At 73.1% G+C, this 15,485-nt stretch carries 16 protein-coding genes and 1 pseudogene; 7 read left to right on the top strand and 10 right to left on the bottom strand.

The features are described 5' to 3' along the window. The first annotated feature begins 172 nt into the window (after nt 1–172). From ACZ6RC_RS25650 to ACZ6RC_RS25635, 4 genes are all read left to right on the top strand, one after another. Nucleotides 173–937 (top strand): SDR family oxidoreductase, encoded by a 765-nt coding sequence (locus ACZ6RC_RS25650; RefSeq protein ID WP_469587287.1) that lies wholly within the window; start codon nt 173–175, stop codon nt 935–937. Continuing rightward, nucleotides 934–2,619 (top strand): AMP-binding protein, encoded by a 1,686-nt coding sequence (locus tag ACZ6RC_RS25645; protein ID WP_469587284.1) that lies wholly within the window; start codon nt 934–936, stop codon nt 2,617–2,619. Before ACZ6RC_RS25650 ends, ACZ6RC_RS25645 begins: the two co-directional genes overlap by 4 nt. Nucleotides 2,620–2,648: 29 nt before the next feature. Then, on the top strand, nt 2,649–3,242 hold the full coding sequence (locus ACZ6RC_RS25640) for a TetR/AcrR family transcriptional regulator (protein WP_391144647.1): 594 nt from the start codon (nt 2,649–2,651) through the stop codon (nt 3,240–3,242). Between the two features lie 61 nt (nt 3,243–3,303). Beyond that, nucleotides 3,304–3,450, top strand: coding sequence for a hypothetical protein (locus tag ACZ6RC_RS25635; protein WP_391144649.1), 147 nt, complete (start codon nt 3,304–3,306; stop codon nt 3,448–3,450). Between the two features lie 74 nt (nt 3,451–3,524). On the opposite strand, the gene ACZ6RC_RS25630 is transcribed toward ACZ6RC_RS25635, so the two are convergent. Both ACZ6RC_RS25630 and ACZ6RC_RS25625 read right to left on the bottom strand, forming a co-directional pair. Continuing rightward, nucleotides 3,525–4,739: an acyl-CoA dehydrogenase family protein gene (locus ACZ6RC_RS25630; RefSeq protein WP_453619565.1), complete on the bottom strand. Its 1,215-nt coding sequence runs from the start codon at nt 4,737–4,739 to the stop codon at nt 3,525–3,527. A 6-nt stretch (nt 4,740–4,745) separates the two neighbouring features. Then, nucleotides 4,746–5,768 carry a phosphotransferase family protein gene (locus ACZ6RC_RS25625; RefSeq protein WP_469587279.1) on the bottom strand — a complete coding sequence of 341 codons (1,023 nt, stop codon included), beginning with the start codon at nt 5,766–5,768 and terminating at the stop codon, nt 4,746–4,748. 133 nt (nt 5,769–5,901) lie between these two features. Here ACZ6RC_RS25625 and ACZ6RC_RS25620 point away from each other — a divergent pair, with 133 nt between their 5' ends. Continuing rightward, nucleotides 5,902–7,227: a glucarate dehydratase family protein gene (locus ACZ6RC_RS25620; protein WP_469587277.1), complete on the top strand. Its 1,326-nt coding sequence runs from the start codon at nt 5,902–5,904 to the stop codon at nt 7,225–7,227. Between the two features lie 42 nt (nt 7,228–7,269). On the opposite strand, the pseudogene ACZ6RC_RS25615 reads toward ACZ6RC_RS25620, so the two are convergent. After that, nucleotides 7,270–8,212 (bottom strand): annotated as a pseudogene (locus ACZ6RC_RS25615) (MBL fold metallo-hydrolase). A 17-nt stretch (nt 8,213–8,229) separates the two neighbouring features. After that, entirely contained in the window at nt 8,230–8,526 is a 297-nt protein-coding gene (locus ACZ6RC_RS25610; RefSeq protein ID WP_391144660.1) for a hypothetical protein, read from the bottom strand. A gap of 146 nt (nt 8,527–8,672) precedes the next feature. Between ACZ6RC_RS25610 and ACZ6RC_RS25605 the strand changes: the two genes are divergently transcribed. After that, nucleotides 8,673–9,611: an NADP-dependent oxidoreductase gene (locus ACZ6RC_RS25605; protein ID WP_469587273.1), complete on the top strand. Its 939-nt coding sequence runs from the start codon at nt 8,673–8,675 to the stop codon at nt 9,609–9,611. 88 nt (nt 9,612–9,699) lie between these two features. On the opposite strand, the gene ACZ6RC_RS25600 is transcribed toward ACZ6RC_RS25605, so the two are convergent. The 3 genes from ACZ6RC_RS25600 to ACZ6RC_RS25590 are packed head-to-tail and all read right to left on the bottom strand — an operon-like array spanning nt 9,700 to nt 10,966. Further along, complete coding sequence (locus ACZ6RC_RS25600) at nt 9,700–10,047, bottom strand: DUF202 domain-containing protein (protein ID WP_469587271.1); 348 nt, start codon at nt 10,045–10,047, stop codon at nt 9,700–9,702. Then, nucleotides 10,032–10,427 carry a YidH family protein gene (locus ACZ6RC_RS25595; RefSeq protein WP_453619555.1) on the bottom strand — a complete coding sequence of 132 codons (396 nt, stop codon included), beginning with the start codon at nt 10,425–10,427 and terminating at the stop codon, nt 10,032–10,034. The genes ACZ6RC_RS25600 and ACZ6RC_RS25595 overlap by 16 nt, the downstream gene beginning before the upstream one ends. 23 nt (nt 10,428–10,450) lie before the next feature. Then, nucleotides 10,451–10,966 carry an NUDIX domain-containing protein gene (locus tag ACZ6RC_RS25590; RefSeq protein WP_469587267.1) on the bottom strand — a complete coding sequence of 172 codons (516 nt, stop codon included), beginning with the start codon at nt 10,964–10,966 and terminating at the stop codon, nt 10,451–10,453. A 158-nt stretch (nt 10,967–11,124) separates the two neighbouring features. Here ACZ6RC_RS25590 and ACZ6RC_RS25585 point away from each other — a divergent pair, with 158 nt between their 5' ends. Continuing rightward, the gene (locus ACZ6RC_RS25585) at nt 11,125–12,780 is read left to right on the top strand and encodes an FAD-binding dehydrogenase (protein WP_469587264.1); all 1,656 of its coding nucleotides are present in this window, start codon (nt 11,125–11,127) and stop codon (nt 12,778–12,780) included. A 30-nt stretch (nt 12,781–12,810) separates the two neighbouring features. On the opposite strand, the gene ACZ6RC_RS25580 is transcribed toward ACZ6RC_RS25585, so the two are convergent. The 3 genes from ACZ6RC_RS25580 to ACZ6RC_RS25570 all read right to left on the bottom strand — a co-directional run bounded on the left by ACZ6RC_RS25580 (nt 12,811) and on the right by ACZ6RC_RS25570 (nt 15,370). Continuing rightward, on the bottom strand, nt 12,811–13,242 hold the full coding sequence (locus ACZ6RC_RS25580) for an ASCH domain-containing protein (RefSeq protein WP_391144677.1): 432 nt from the start codon (nt 13,240–13,242) through the stop codon (nt 12,811–12,813). A 65-nt stretch (nt 13,243–13,307) separates the two neighbouring features. Beyond that, entirely contained in the window at nt 13,308–14,705 is a 1,398-nt protein-coding gene (locus tag ACZ6RC_RS25575) for a GntT/GntP/DsdX family permease (protein WP_391144679.1), read from the bottom strand. 155 nt (nt 14,706–14,860) lie between these two features. Continuing rightward, complete coding sequence (locus ACZ6RC_RS25570) at nt 14,861–15,370, bottom strand: gluconokinase (protein WP_391145327.1); 510 nt, start codon at nt 15,368–15,370, stop codon at nt 14,861–14,863. Between the last annotated feature and the right edge of the window lie 115 nt (nt 15,371–15,485).

Below are 15,485 nucleotides of genomic sequence, written 5' to 3'. Positions count from 1 at the left end.
GAAACCTCCTTGATCGCCCTTCCTGACATGGCCACGCACGCTAGCGCGCACTCGGCCCCCGGGGAACGAGGCGTGCGCGGCGCGACGCCCGACATCGCACGAAGGGGGCTTCCCCCGCAACATACCGACTGGTTAGTCTGCTGACACTGTCACAACGGAGAGGCGGATCTCGATGAGTACGGTGCAGGGCGCTGGAGTGGTCGTCACGGGCGCGGGAGGCGGTATCGGGGCCGCCCTGGCCCGCCGGTTCGCCGCCGAAGGCGCGCGGGTCGTCGTCAACGACCTCGACCCGGGCCGCACCAAGGCCGTCGCCGACGAGATCGGCGCCGTCGCGGTGGCCGGGGACGCCTCGGCGATCGTCGAGGAGGCCCGCGAGGCCCTCGGCGGCACCGTCGACGTCTGGTGCGCCAACGCCGGCCTCGCCTCACCCGGCGACGCCTTCGCCGACGAGGCCGTCTGGGCCGCCGCCTGGGACGTCAACGTCATGGCCCACGTCCGCGCGGCGCGGGCCCTGCTGCCCGACTGGCTGGAGCGCGGCAGCGGCCGGTTCGTCTCCACCGTCTCCGCCGCCGGCCTGCTCACCATGGTCGGCGCCGCCCCTTACAGCGTCTCCAAGCACGGCGCGTACGCCTTCGCCGAGTGGCTCTCCCTCACCTACCGCCACCGCGGGGTCAAGGTTCACGCCATCTGCCCGCAGGGCGTGCGTACGGACATGCTCACCGCCGCCGGATCCGCCGGGAAGCTCGTCCTCGCCCCCACCGCCATCGAGCCCGAGGACGTCGCCGACTCCCTCTTCGACGCCATCGGCGCCGACCGCTTCCTCGTCCTGCCGCACCCCGAGGTCGCCGACTTCTACCGGGCCCGCGCCAACGACCCGGAGCGCTGGCTGGGCAACATGAACCACATCCAGCGGAAGTGGGAAGGGGCCGGCGCATGACCCCGGCCGAGTCGCCGAGCCCCACGCCCTCGCCCGGGCCGGGCCCCTACGCGGCCAGGCCCTGGCTCGCGCAGCTCAGCGAGGCCCAGCGGGCGCCGATATCGCCGCCCCCCACCGTGCTGCACGCCTTCCGGACCGCCGCCGTCCGCACCCCCGACCACTCCGCCCTCGCCTACTTCGACGGGCGGCTGAGCTACCGCGAGACCGACACCCTCTCCGACTCGGTCGCCGGCCATCTCGCCGCCCACGGCGTGGAGCGCGGCGACCGGGTCGCGATCATGCTCCAGAACAGCCCGCACTTCGTGCTCGCCCTGCTCGGCGCCTGGAAGGCCGGCGCCACCGTCGTCCCGGTCAACCCCATGTACAAGGCGGCCGAGGTCGGCCACGCCCTGCGGGACTCCGGGGCGATCGCCCTGATCTGCTCCGACCGCGCCTGGGAGAGCCATCTGCGGGACGCCGCCGCCGACACTCCCGTACGGATCGCGCTCACCGCCTGCGAGCGCGATCTCCAGACCCGCGACGACCCGCGCCTCCTCGGCTTCGAGCGGGTCCCCACCGAGACGGACGACCTGCTGGCCGTGGCCCGCGCCGGGCACCCGGCGCCCCGGGACCGCGAGCTCGACGGCGACGACATCGCCCTGATCAGCTACACCTCCGGCACCAGCGGCACCCCCAAGGGCGCGCTCAACCTGCACCGGGGCGTCATCCACAACGCCGAACGCCAGCGCACCGGCCACCCCGTCCCCCCGGGAGCCGGCTACTTCGCGCTCGCCCCGCTCTTCCACATCACCGGCCTCGTCTGCGAACTCGCCGCCTGCTTCGCCAACGGCGGCACCCTCGTCCTCGCCTATCGCTTCGAGGCCGGGGTCGTCCTGGACGCCTTCCTGGAGCACCGGCCCGCCTACACGGTCGGCCCCTCCACCGCCTTCATGGCGCTCGGCGCCCACCCCGGCGCCACCCCCGACCACTTCTCCTCCTTCCGCGTCATCTCCTCCGGCGGGGCTCCCCTGCCGCCCGCGCTGGTGGAGCGGTTCCGCGCCGGATTCGGCCCGTACATCCGCAACGGCTACGGCCTCACCGAGTGCACGGCGCCCTGCGCCTCCGTACCGCCCGAGAAGGAGGCACCCGTCGACCCGGCCTCCGGGACCCTCTCGGTCGGCGTCCCCGGCCCCGACACGATCGTGCGCGTCCTCGACGAGAACGGCGCCGAGGTCCCCCTCGGCACACCGGGCGAGATCGCCGTCCGCGGGCCCCAGGTCGTTCCCGGCTACTGGGGCCTGCCGGAGGCGACCGCCGCCGGCTTCCCCGACGGCGAGCTGCGCACCGGCGACATCGGCTTCATGGACGAGGGCGGCTGGCTGTACGTGGTCGACCGCAAGAAGGACATGATCAACGCCTCGGGGTTCAAGGTCTGGCCGCGCGAGGTCGAGGACGTGCTGTACACCCACCCGGCCGTCCGCGAGGCGGCCGTCGTGGGCGTCCCCGACGCCTACCGCGGGGAGACGGTGAAGGCGTACGTCAGCCTGCGCCCGGGCGCGAGCGCCGACCCCGCCGAACTGTCCGCCCACTGCGAGCGGCTGCTCGCCGCGTACAAGTACCCGCGCGAGGTCGAGATCCTGCCGGAGCTGCCCAAGACGACAAGTGGGAAGATCCTCAGGCGGGAACTGCGTTCCCCGAAATGACGACGAGCACGAGCGAAAGGCGGCGGCGCATGGCCAGGACCACGGACGGGAGCGGCGTTCCCGTCCCCCAGAGGCTGCTGGCCGCCGCCACCCGGCTCTTCGCGGAGCGGGGCTACGACCGCACCTCCGTCCAGGAGATCGTGGAGGCGGCGGGCGTCACCAAGGGGGCGCTCTACCACTACTTCGGCTCCAAGGAGGACCTCCTCCAGGAGGTCTACTCCCGGGTCCTGCGCCTCCAGCAGGAGCGGCTCGACGCCTTCGCCGACGCCGACGCCCCGGTCGAACAGCGGCTGCGGGACGCCGCCGCCGACGTCGTCGTCACCACGATCGACAACCTCGACGACGCGTCGATCTTCTTCCGCTCCATGCACCACCTGAGCCCGGAGAAGAACAAGCAGGTCAGGGCGGAGCGGCGGCGCTACCACGAGCGCTTCCGCGCGCTCATCGAGGAGGGGCAGCAGGCCGGGGTGTTCTCCGCCGCGACCCCGGCCGACCTGGTCGTGGACTACCACTTCGGCTCGGTCCACCACCTGTCGACCTGGTACCGCCCCGACGGCCCGCTCACTCCCCAGCAGGTCGCCGACCAGCTCGCCGACCTGCTCCTGCGCGCGCTGCGGCCCTGACGGCACACCGGTCCACCGCCCTGCGGTGGACCGGCCGGGGCAACGGGGTCACGGTGGAGGTATGGACCGTGTACCCCGGCTGTGGAGCGCCGCGTACGGACCGTCCCGGGCACCGCTCACCCGGCTGCTCGCCCGCACCGCCCTGCGGGTCACCGCCTTCGTCCGCTCCCTGGCCCTCGCCGAGCACCAGCCGTTCGTCAGCCCCTGACCCGCCCCCCGCCGACGCGGTACGGCGGCCGGACGATCGGCCGGCCGCCGTACCTCCGTCCGACGCCGTTGCGGCTACAGGTACTTCTTCAGCTCCCGGCGCGCCAGCGACCGCTGGTGCACCTCGTCCGGCCCGTCCGCCAGCTTCAGCGTCCGTGCCGCGGCCCAGAGTTCGGCCAGCGGATGGTCCTGAGAGACGCCGCCCGCGCCGTGCACCTGGACCGCCTTGTCGAGGATGTCGACCACCGCGCGCGGGGTCGCGATCTTGATGGCCTGGATCTCGGTGTGCGCGCCCCGGTTGCCGACGGTGTCCATCAGCCAGGCCGTCTTGAGGACCAGCAGCCGCAGCTGCTCGACCGTCACCCGGGCGTCCGCGATCCAGTTCTGCACGACGCCCTGCTGGGCGATGGCCTTGCCGAAGGCGGTCCGGGACACGGCCCGGCGGCACATCAGCTCGATGGCGCGCTCCGCCATGCCGATCAGCCGCATGCAGTGGTGGATACGGCCCGGGCCGAGGCGGGCCTGGGCGATGGCGAAACCGCCGCCCTCCTCGCCGATCAGGTTCGCGGCGGGGACGCGCACGTCGTGGAAGAGCACCTCGGCGTGGCCGCCGTGGGAGTGGTCCTCGTAGCCGTAGACCCGCATGGCCCGGCGCACCTCCACGCCGGGGGCGTCGCGCGGCACCAGGATCATCGACTGCTGGCGGCGGATGTCCGCGCCGTCGGGGTCGGTCTTCCCCATCACGATGAAGATCCTGCAGTCGGGGTTCATCGCCCCGGAGATGTACCACTTGCGGCCGCTGACCACGTAGTCGTCGCCGTCGCGGAGGATCCGGGTCTCGATGTTGGTGGCGTCCGAGGAGGCCACCTCGGGCTCGGTCATCGCGAACGCCGAACGGATCTCCCCGGCGAGGAGCGGCTCCAGCCACTGCTTCTTCTGCGCCTCGTCGCCGAACTGGGCGAGCACCTCCATGTTGCCGGTGTCCGGCGCGGCGCAGTTGAGGGCGGTGGGGGCCAGGTGCGGGCTGCGGCCGGTGATCTCGGCCAGCGGCGCGTACTGCAGGTTGGTGAGCCCGGCTCCGTACTCCTCGTCGGGCAGGAAGAGGTTCCACAGCCCCTGCCGCTTGGCCTCGGCCTTCAGCTCGTCCACCACCCGCGGGGTGTCCCACGGCGAGGGGAGCAGCGCCCGCTGCTCCTCGGCGGTCCGCTCGGCGGGGTACACGTGCTCGTCCATGAAGGCGAGCAGCTTCGCCCGCAGCTCCTCGGTGCGCGCGTCGAATGCGAAGTCCATGGCGGGTCAGCCTTCCTGGAGGGTGGTGAGGCCGTGCTCGATGAAGACGGGGACGAGGTCGCCGATGCGGTCGAAGCCGGCGCCGACGGTCTGGCCGAGGGTGTAGCGGTAGTGGATGCCCTCCAGGATCACGGCGAGCTTGAACCAGGCGAAGGCGGTGTACCAGGCGAGGGCGGAGGTGTCGCGGCCCGAGCGGGCGGCGTACCGCTCGATCAGCTCGGCGGGTTCGGGGTGCCCGGCCGCGGCCGCGGTGGTGCTGACGGGGGAGTGCGGGAGGTCGAGCTTCGCGCTGTACATCACCAGCAGGCCGAGGTCGGTGAGCGGATCGCCGAGGGTCGACATCTCCCAGTCGAGGACCGCCTTGATCCGGTCGTCCTCGCCGATCAGGACGTTGTCGAGGCGGTAGTCGCCGTGGACGACGGTGGCGGCGGGGGAGCGGGGCAGGTTCCGGCCGAGGGCGGCGTGCAGCTCGTCGATGCCCGCGAGATCGCGGTTGCGGGAGGCGTCGAGCTGCTTGCCCCAGCGGCGCAGCTGGCGGTCGAGGAAGCCCTCGGGGCGCCCGAAGTCGCCGAGGCCCACCGCCTCGGGGTCGACGGCGTGCAGGTCGACGAGGGTGTCGACCAGGCCGAGGACGGCCGCGCGGGTCCGTTCGGCGCCGAGGGGGGCGAGCTGCCCGGCCGAGCGGTACGGCGTTCCGGCGACGAACTCCATGACGTAGAACGGCGCGCCGAGCACGCTGTCGTCCTCGCAGAGCAGGACCGTCTCCGGGACCGGGACGGCCGTCGGGTGGAGCGCGGAGATGACGCGGTGCTCGCGCTTCATGTCGTGCGCGGTGGCCAGGACATGGCCGAGCGGCGGCCGGCGCACCACCCACTGGCCGGTGCCGTCGGTGACGACGTACGTGAGGTTCGACCGGCCGCCCTCGATCAGCCGGGCGGTGAGCGGACCGGCCACCAGGCCGGGGCGCTCGCGGTCGAGGTGTCCGCGCAGCTGCTCGGGGTCGAGACCTGGCGGCTGGGCTGAGCTCATCGTGCGTACCTCCGGGGGGCGTCGAGGGATCGGCGACCATGATGACCGACCAGTCGGTATGTCGTCCAGGGCGGGGCCGGAAATGGCCGCGCGGGTCTGGCCACCCGATCCTGTTCATGAATAGGGTTCACATATGGATTCACGGCTGATCATCGACGACGTCCGGCTGACCCCGATCCTCATCTCCGACCCGCCGCTGCTCAACACCCAGGGCGTCCACCAGCCCTTCACCCCCCGCCTCGTGGTCGAAGTGACCACACGGGGCGGGGTCACGGGCCTCGGGGAGACCTACGGCGACGGGAAGTACCTGGACCTGGCCCGCCCGCTCGCCGAGGCGCTGCCCGGCCGTACGGTCACGGACGTGAACGGCCTGTTCGCGCTCGCCGAGCAGGTGTGCGGTGACTCCCGCGCCGCCGACGGTCGGGTCGACGCGGGCGGGCTGCGCGGCGTGCAGACCGCGGACAAGCTGCGGCTCTCCGTCGTCTCCGCCTTCGAGGTGGCCTGCCTGGACGCCCTCGGCACCTCCCTCGGCGTCCCCGTCCACGCCCTCCTCGGCGGCAAGGTCCGCGACTCCGTCGAGTACAGCGCCTATCTCTTCTACCGCTGGGCCGCCCACCCCGCCGGCGCGGACGACGGCGCGGACGACCGCCGGGAGGGCGGGGCCGGTACGGACGACTGGGGCGCGGCGCTCGACCCGGCCGGCATCGTCGCCCAGGCCCGCCGCTTCGACCGTACGTACGGCTTCCGCTCCTTCAAGCTCAAGGGCGGCGTCCACCCGCCCGACGAGGAGATCGCCGCGATCCGCGCCCTGGCCGAGGCGTTCCCCGGCCGCCCGCTCCGTCTCGACCCGAACGGCGCTTGGTCCGTGGAGACCTCCCTCGCCGTCGCAAGGGAGCTGAAGGACGTCCTCGAGTACCTGGAGGACCCGACGAGCGGCACGGCGCCGATGGCCGAGGTCGCGGCCCGCACGGACGTCCCGCTCGCCACCAACATGTGCGTCACGACCTTCGAGGAGCTGCCCGAGGCGCTCGCCCGCGACGCGGTACGGATCGTCCTCTGCGACCACCACTACTGGGGCGGCCTCCACCGCACCCGCGAACTCGCCGCGCTGTGCCGGACGTACGGCGTCGGGCTCTCGATGCACTCCAACACCCACCTCGGCATCAGCCTCGCCGCCATGACCCAGGTCGCCGCCACCCTCCCCGACCTCCGGCACGCCTGCGACACCCACTACCCCTGGCAGACCGAGGACGTCGTCACCACCCGCCCCGTCTTCCGCGACGGCCGCCTGACCGTCTCCGACGCCCCCGGCCTCGGCATCGCACTCGACCGGGAGCGCCTCGCCGCCCTCCACCGCCGCTGGCAGGAGAACGACGGCTCCCTCCGCGACCGCGACGACGCGGCGGCGATGCGGAGGGCACGCCCGGACTGGACCACCCCGGAGGTCCCCCGCTGGTGACACCCCCGGTCGCGGTTCCGGCGCCCGCCCGCGGGACACCCCCTACACGTGGCACGCCACCGGCACGCCCCCGTTCAGCGCCGCCATGTCGCCGAAGACGAGCGCGGGGTCGAGCGGCGAGCCCTCCGGGAGGCCGGCCAGCTCCGCGTACGCGCGGTGCAGGTTCGCGACGAGCCGCTCGCCCTCCCGCCATGCCGCGAACTCGCCGAGATCGGCCCGCCGCGCGGTCTCCAGCGGCGTCGCCCCCTGGGCGTACCCCTCGCGGGCGAGCGCGGCGACCCAGTGCAGGTACCGCTCCGTCGCGTCGTACGCCAAGGGGTCGGTCACCGGGCCGTGCCCGGGGACCACGGTCGGGGCGTCCAGCGAGCGCAGCAGCTCCAGGGCGCGCAGGGAGCCGGCCAGTGAGCCCATCGGGGAGGAAGGGCGTGCCGCCCTGGAAGACGAGGTCGCCGGTGAAGACCACCCCCGCCTCCGGGACGTGGACGACCGTGTCGCCGGTCGTGTGCGCGGGGCCCGGGTGCAGCAGCCGTACCTCCAGGTCACCGACGTGCACGGTCAGCCGCTCGCGGTACGTGAGCGTCGGCGGCGCCACCTCGATGTCGCCGAAGTCGGTCCCGGGCCAGAGGAGATGCAGCTGGCGCCCGGCCGCGAGCTGCTCGGTCCGGCAGTTCTCGTGCCCGATGACGCGCGCCTCGGGCAGGAACACGCCGTTGCCGTAGGTGTGGTCGCCGTGGTGGTGGGTGGACACGATCGTCCGGGGGAGCGGCAGACCGGCGGCGAGCACGGCCGCGCGCAGCAGCCGGGCCCGCCGCTCCGTGGCGGCCGTGTCCACCAGCAGGGTCTCCCCGCCGGTCCCGCCCGCGCCGAGGAACCCGGCGTTGTTCAGACACCAGCCCCCGTCGGGCTGCACGAAGGCGTGGACGGCCGGCGCGAGCCTCACGACGTACGGCTCGGCGCCGGCCGGCGCCGCAAGCGGTGGGCTCAGCGGCCCCGAGGCGAGGCTCAGTGGTCGTCCCAGTGCCCGTCGTGCGCCGCGTGCCGGTGCCCGTCGTGCAGGTAGTCCAGATGATCACCGTGGATCACCGAGGTGTGCCCGCACGCCGGCCCGTGCTCGTGCGTGTGCCCCTCGTGCGCGAGGTGCTCCGCCCGCTCGCACTCGTCCCAGTGGCCGGAGTGCTCGCGGTGCAGGTGCCCGTCGTGGGCGTAGTCCACGTGGTCCTCGTGTTCGACCGCGGGATGGCCGCACGCGGCCCCGTGGGTGTGCTCGTGCGTCGGGTGCTCGTGGTGGAGAACGGTCATGACATCGCCTCTGTGAGGGTGCGGTGTGACGGCACCAGGCTAGTCCCGTTTGCCCCGGTCATCCCGGTTCTGGGTGGGGGTGTCGGGTCGCTCCGCCGGGGGAGCCCGGCTTGCGGGGCACCGGGGCCGCCTCGAAGGTTCGGGGTATGAAGGCGATCAGCTACAGCCGGTACGGCGGACCCGAGGTGCTCGAGTACGGCGAGCGGCCCGACCCGAAGGTCGGCCCCGACGACGTCCTCGTCAAGGTGCGGGCCGCCGCCGTGAACCCCGTCGACTGGAAGGCCCAGGCCGGGTACCTGGACGGCATGCTGGACGCCGTGTTCCCGGTCATCCCGGGCTGGGACGTGGCCGGTGTCGTCGTCCAGCCCGGTGTCTCCGTGACCGAGTTCGGCGTCGGCGACGAAGTGATGGGCTACGTCCGCGAGGACTTCCTCGCGCACGGCACCTTCGCCGAGTACGTCGCCGCCCCGGTCCGCACCCTCGCCCGCAAACCCCGGACCGTGGGGTTCGAGGAGTCCGCCGCTCTCCCCCTGGTCGGCCTCACGGCCTATCAGGTGCTCCACCGGGCCCTCGGCGTCCGCTCCGGGGAGACCGTCCTCGTCCACGCCGCCGCCGGCGGGGTCGGCTCCATGGCCGTCCAGATCGCCCGCCACCTCGGCTGCCGCGTCATCGGCGCGGCCCGCGAGGCGGGCCGGGACCGGGTCGTGGAACTGGGCGCGGAGCCGGTGCTCTACGACGAGCACACCTTCGTGGAGCAGGTCCGCGCGCTCGCCCCGGACGGGGTGGACGCGGTCGTCGACACCATCGGCGGCGCCTTCCTCAAGCTCACACCGAGGATCCTGGCCCCTGAGGGGCGCCTGGCCTCCATCGCGGACGGCGAGGTCATCGCCCTCGGCGGCCGCTACTTCTGGGTCCGCCCCGACGCCGACGACCTCGCCGCCCTGGCCGGCCTGGTCGACGAAGGCGTCCTGTCCGTACGGGTCGCGCGGTCGTTCCCGCTGGACCAGGCCGCCGACGCCCAGCGCGCCAACGCCGAGGGCGGCCTGAACGGAAAAGTGGTGGTCACGGTGGAGTGGCCCGACTGACGCACGGCGTACGACGCTTCCGGCGCACGCCGCTGGCAGCCGCCCGCGCCCCTCAGCGCAAGGGCCGGTGCGAATGGCGTACGCCCCGTCACAGCACCACCGCGACCGCGAGCCCCGCCAGGGCGACCGTGCACGCCGCCGCGAGGAGAGCGCCCCGGTGGGAGAGCGCGCGGGGCCGGGCCGTGTCCAGCGCTCCGATGCGGCGGTGGGCGACGGCGAGGAAGCCGATCCAGACCAGCGCCGACAGCGCCATACCGACCAGCGCCCCGGCCGTGATCTCGCCGTCGATCGCCGCCCGTACGGCGAGCACCGCCACGACCGTGCAGGCCAGCGTCGTACGCCGCCAGGCGAGCCGGGTCCGCTCGGGCTGCAGCCCCGGGTCCTTCGCGTCGACCGCCCCCGCGGATCCCGACGCGCCGATCACCGCCCGGCCCACCCGAAGACGATGACCACCACCATCGCGAGGGCCACCAGGGCCACCGCGAGACCGAGCACCGTCGGGAACCGCGACACCGGCAGGTCCTCGCCGCGCCGCATCGCCCGCTCGCAGCGCACCCAGTGGTTGACCGCCCGCAGGGCGCACAGCACCCCGGCGGCGAGCAGGGCCAGCGCGAGCCCGACCCGTACCCCCCAACGCAGATCCGGCAGGAACTGGTCGACGGCGAATCCGCCGCCGACGAGCGCGAGCGAGGTCCGTATCCACGCCAGGAACGTCCGCTCGTTGGCCAGCGAGAAGCGGTAGTCGGGGGTGTCACCCTCCTCCCGGATCCGCTGGGGGGCGAACCACAGGCGCAGGCTCCGTACGAAATCGCTCACCCCGGCACCCTATCCGCCGCTCTTCAGCGCCTCCTGTGCGCGCGCAGCCGCTCGTACGCGGCGAGGCCGTCGGGCACCCACTCCCACTCGGGCAGCCGCCGCTCCAGCTCCGCGTCGGTGACGAAGCCGTGCCAGGCGACCTCCTCCACCTGCGGGTTCACCGGCAGCGTGCACCGGACCTCGTAGACCGCCGACCACCACTTCCCGGCGACGCCGCCGGAGTCGTAGAGGAAACGCAGCACCGGCTCGGGGCGGGACAGCCCGCGCACCCCCAGCTCCTCCTCGGCCTCGCGCAGGGCGGCCGCGTCGTACGACTCGCCCGCGCCGACCACACCGCCGACGAACATGTCGTACATCGAGGGGAAGAGCAGCTTCCCCGGGGTCCTGCGGTGGACGAAGGTCCGGCCCTCGGCGTCCCGGACCCGGACGAACACGCAGCGGTGGATCAGCCCCCGCGCGTACACCTCACCGCGCGGAGCCTGCCCGACCACCCGGTCGGACTCGTCCACGACGTCCAGTACCTCATCCGCGGCGCTCATGACGTCATGCAATCAGCCCGCCCCACGCCGGCCCCCGCTCCCGGCCGCCGGGAACGCGCCGGTGGCGAGACGGGTCGAGCCCGACGCGAGAAAACAGATGCGACCAGATCGGTGCCGGACGGTTGACTGGATACATCGGTGTATCCAATATTCGGACCATGTCGTACGACGCTGATGTGATCGTGATCGGAGCCGGGCTCGCCGGGCTCGTGGCCACCGCGGAACTGGTCGACGCGGGACGGAGCGTGATCCTGCTCGACCAGGAACCCGAGCAGTCCCTCGGCGGACAGGCCCACTGGTCCTTCGGCGGGCTCTTCCTCGTCGACTCGCCCGAGCAGCGCCGGATGCGGATCAAGGACAGCCGCGACCTCGCCCACCAGGACTGGCTCGGCACCGCCGGCTTCGACCGCGAGGAGGACCGCTGGCCGCGGAAGTGGGCGGAGGCGTACGTCGACTTCGCCGCCGGCGAGAAGCGGTCCTGGCTGCACGCGCGCGGGGTGCGCTTCTTCCCCGTCGTCGGCTGGGCCGAGCGCGGCGGGTACGGCGCCACCGGCCACGGCAACTCCGTCCCCCGCTTCCACATCACCTGGGGCACCGGCCCGGGCCTCGTCGCCCCGTTCGAGCGCCGGGTCCGGGAAGGCGCCGCCGCCGGCCGGGTCCGGTTCCGCTTCCGCCACCGGGTGACGGGCCTCGGTCGCACGGCCGGGGCCGTGGACACCGTCCACGGCGAGACCCTCGCCCCCTCGTCCGCCGCCCGCGGCGCCGCGAGCAGCCGCGAGGTGACCGGCGCCTTCTCCTACCGCGCACAGGCCGTGATCGTCACCTCGGGCGGCATCGGCGGCAACCACGACCTGGTCCGGGCCCAGTGGCCCGAGCGGCTCGGCACCCCGCCCGCCAAGCTGCTCTCCGGGGTCCCCGCCCACGTCGACGGGCTGATGCTCGGCATCGCGGAGAAGGCCGGGGCCCACCACATCAACCGCGACCGGATGTGGCACTACACCGAGGGCATCGAGAACTGGAACCCGATCTGGGCCCGCCACGGCATCCGCATCCTGCCCGGGCCCTCCTCGCTCTGGCTGGACGCGCGCGGCCGCCGGCTGCCCGTCCCGCTCTTCCCCGGCTTCGACACCCTCGGCACCCTCGAACACATCACCCGCACCGGCCACGACCACACCTGGTTCATCCTCGACCAGCGGATCATCGGCAAGGAGTTCGCGCTCTCCGGCTCCGAGCAGAACCCCGACCTGACCGGCAAGTCGGTCCGCGACGTGATCGGCCGCGCGCGGGCGGACGTCCCGGGCCCGGTGAAGGCGTTCATGGACAACGGCGTCGACTTCGTCGTGGAGCACGATCTGGCCGCGCTCGTCCGGGGCATGAACGCGCTCACCGACGAGCCGCTCATCGACGAGGCCGAGCTGCGCCGCGAGATCACCGCCCGCGACCGGGAGATCGCCAACCCCTTCACCAAGGACCTCCAGGTCACGGCGATCCGAGGGGCCCGGAAGTACCTGGGCGACAAGCTGATCCGTACCGCCGCCCCGCACCGCATCCTGGACCCCAAGGCCGGTCCGCTCATCGCCGTACGGCTCAACATCCTGACCCGCAAGTCGCTCGGCGGACTGGAGACCGACCTCTCCTCGCGGGTCCTGACCGAGGGCGGCGAGCCGCTCGCCGGCCTGTACGCGGCGGGCGAGGCGGCCGGCTTCGGCGGCGGAGGCGTGCACGGCTACCGCTCCCTGGAGGGCACCTTCCTCGGCGGCTGCATCTTCTCGGGCCGCGCGGCCGGCCGGGCGGCGGCGCAGGCGGTGTCGTAACGGAGGGCGGCGGCCGGAGGTCCGCGAGCCTCAGGCGGGCGGCAGCAGTTCCACGACCCGGAACCGCTCCGCCACCACCGGCGTCGCGTCGTCCACCGTGAAGGTGGGATCGCCGAGCGCCTCCCGCATCTCCTCGGAGTGCCAGAACCGCTCGTGGTCCGCGCGCCACGCGGCCACCGACGTGTGCCCTTCGCCCTCGTCGCGCGCGTGCCGCAGGTCGACCTCGCCGAGGGGCAGCGTCCGGACCCCGACCACCTCCACCACCGCGACCTCGCGCCCGTCCGAGTCGATCAGGGCCGAGCGCTCGCCGACCTCGGGGAGGTCCTCGCCCTCCGCCTCCCATTCGGCGAGCAGCCCGGTGGTGGAGACCTTCTCGCCGGAGAGGACCGCGGCGACGAGCCGGTCGCGCAGCGGTCCGGGGAAGGCGAGCAGGAACGGCTTGAGCGCGTGAGGGCCGGTCATGGCCGACAGTCTGTCAGCCACGACCGGCCCTCGCCGCCCGTTCCCGCCGCTCGGTCCGGCGCCCGCTACAACACCAGGGACAGCAGCAGGACGAAGACGATGCCGACCACCGAGATGATGGTCTCCATCACCGACCAGGTCTTGATCGTCTGGCCGACGGTCATGCCGAAGTACTCCTTCACCAGCCAGAACCCGGCGTCGTTCACATGGCTGAAGAAGAGCGAGCCGGCGCCGATCGCCAGCACCAGCAGGGCCGTCTCGCTCGTCCCCATGCCCTCGGCGAGCGGGGCCACGAGACCGGCGGCGGAGATCGTCGCCACCGTCGCCGAGCCGGTCGCCAGCCGTATCGCCACCGCGATGAGCCAGGCGAGCAGCAGCGCGGGGATCGACCAGTTCTCGGAGAAGTCCAGGATCATCTGGCCCACGCCGACGTCGATCAGGGTCTGCTTGAAGCCGCCGCCGGCGCCGACGATCATCAGCACGCCCGCGATCGGGGCGAGGGACTTCTCGACGGTCGTGGAGAGCCGCTGCTTGGTGAAGCCGGCCGCCCGGCCCAGCGTGAACAGGCCGACGAGCACGGCGGCGAGCAGCGCGATCAACGGCGAGCCGATGACGTCGGTGACCTTCTGCACCGGGTGGGCGGGGTCGTCCACGACGATGTCGACCAGCGCCTTGACCAGCATCAGGACGACGGGCAGCAGCACGGTCGAGACGGTGGCGACGAAGCCGGGACGCTTCTCCAGCTCCTCGGAGGGACGGCTGGGGATCATGTTCTCGGGGGCCGGGATGTCCACCCAGCGGGCGGCGTACCGCGAGAAGACCGGACCGGCGATGATCACGGTCGGTACGGCGACCAGCACGCCCAGGGCGAGCGTGACGCCGAGGTCGGCGCCGAGCGCGTCGATGGCGACCAGCGGACCGGGGTGCGGCGGGATCAGTCCGTGCATCACCGAGAGGCCGGCGAGGGCGGGGATGCCGATCCGCATCAGCGAGTAGTTGCCGCGCTTGGCGACCAGCAGGACCACCGGGATCAGCAACACGATGCCGACCTCGAAGAAGAGCGGCAGCCCGATGACGGAGGCGATCAGCACCATCGCCCACGGCATGGCCCGGCCGCTCGCCCGGGCGAGGATCGTGTCGACGATCTGGTCGGCGCCGCCGGAGTCGGCGAGCAGTTTGCCGAGGATCGCGCCGAGCGCGATGAGCACGCCCACGCCGGCCACGGTTTTGCCGAGGCCGGAGGTGAAGGATTCGATGGTCGCCGCGAGCGGGGCGCCGGCGAACGCGCCCAGGGCCAGGGACCCGATGGTCAGCGCCAGGAAGGCGTGCAGCTTGAACTTGGTGATGAGCAGGACGATGACGGCGATGCCCGCGAGCACGGCGATGCCGAGCTGGGCGTTGCCGGCCGAGGTGATCGGCTCGACGGCGTCCGCTGCCAGCGTCTCGACGCTGAGACTGGTCACGGTGGTTCCTTAGGGACGGTCGTAGGGGGGAGGGGGCGCTGGGGGAGCGCCCGTGGCGCGGAGACGGTTCCGACGGCGCGGATACGGCTCAGAGGACCGGTGATCGGGCCAGGCGGCGCGGATGCCCGTCCCGCGCCGCCGTCACGGCTCCGGCGTCAGCCGCCGAGCCGGCGCAGCGCGGCGACGGCCCGGGCGGCGATCTCCTCGGGGGAGCCGGAGACGTCCACGGCGACCCCCGCCTCGTCGTCCGCCAGGGGCTGCAGGGTGGCGAACTGCGAGTCGAGCAGCGCGGTCGGCATGAAGTGGCCCTTCCGCTCGGCCATCCGCCGCTCGATCAGCTCGCGCGCACCGGTGAGGTGGAGGAAGACCGCACCCGGGGCGGCCGCCCGCAGCCGGTCCCGGTAGATCCGCTTCAGCGCGGAGCTGCTCACCACCCCGCCGAGCCCGGCCCTGCCGTGCGCCCATCGCCCGATCGCGTCGAGCCACGGGCCGCGGTCCTCGTCGTCCAGCGGGACGCCGGCGGACATCTTGGCGACGTTCGCCGGCGGATGGAAGTCGTCGCCCTCGGCGTAGGGGACGCCGAGGGCGTCGGCGACCAGCGGACCGATGGTGGTCTTGCCGGTGCCCGCGACGCCCATCACGACGACGACCAGGGGCGCCGTCAGAGGGGTGCTGCTCATGGGTGGTGCCTCGCTGTCTTCCTCGACATCGATTCCGTCGCGCTCATGAAACCCATTGAGTACGACGTATTCAAGAGCATGTGACATAAAAGTCATACTT

It is taken from the genome of Streptomyces sp. NPDC048353, assembly GCF_055587165.1.
The sequence above is the reverse complement of the archived record's forward strand: the minus strand, read 5'-3'. Positions and strand labels throughout refer to the sequence as shown.